Raw genomic sequence first — 718 nt, 5'->3', positions numbered from 1 at the left:
TCAAGCTGTGATGGGGAGCGAAATATAGTAGCGAAGTTCCTGATTTCACACTGCCAAGAAAAGCCTCTAGTTAGATCATAGGTGCCCGTACCGCAAACCGACACAGGTAGGCGAGGAGAGAATCCTAAGGTGAGCGGGAGAACTCTCGTTAAGGAACTCGGCAAAATGACCCCGTAACTTCGGGAGAAGGGGTGCTCCTTTAAGGAGGAGCCGCAGTGAATAGGCCCAAGCGACTGTTTAGCAAAAACACAGGTCTCTGCGAAGCCGAAAGGCGAAGTATAGGGGCTGACACCTGCCCGGTGCTGGAAGGTTAAGGGGAAGCGTTAGACGCAAGTCGAAGCGTAGAACCGAAGCCCCAGTAAACGGCGGCCGTAACTATAACGGTCCTAAGGTAGCGAAATTCCTTGTCGGGTAAGTTCCGACCCGCACGAAAGGTGCAACGACTTGGGCACTGTCTCAACGAGAGACCCGGTGAAATTATACTATGCGTGAAGATGCGCATTACCCGCGACAGGACGGAAAGACCCCGTGGAGCTTTACTGTAGCCTGATATTGCATGTCTGTGCAGCTTGTACAGGATAGGTGGGAGCCTTAGAAAGCGGAGCGCTAGCTTCGCCGGAGGCATCCGTGGGATACCACCCTGGCTGTATGGACATTCTAACCCAGGACCGTAATCCGGTTCGGAGACAGTGTCAGGCGGGCAGTTTGACTGGGGCGG

Annotated in this window: 1 rRNA gene; it reads left to right on the top strand. The window is 54.2% G+C overall.

Annotated features, from left to right (window positions below):
• A 23S ribosomal RNA gene (locus ACFSTA_RS18705) occupies nt 1–718 on the top strand; the annotation flags it as partial.

Origin of the sequence: Ornithinibacillus salinisoli (genome assembly GCF_042684965.1) — a bacterium.
Taxonomy (GTDB): domain Bacteria; phylum Bacillota; class Bacilli; order Bacillales; family Amphibacillaceae; genus Ornithinibacillus; species Ornithinibacillus salinisoli.
Note: the sequence above shows the minus strand (reverse complement) of the source record. Positions and strands in the feature narration are given on the sequence as shown.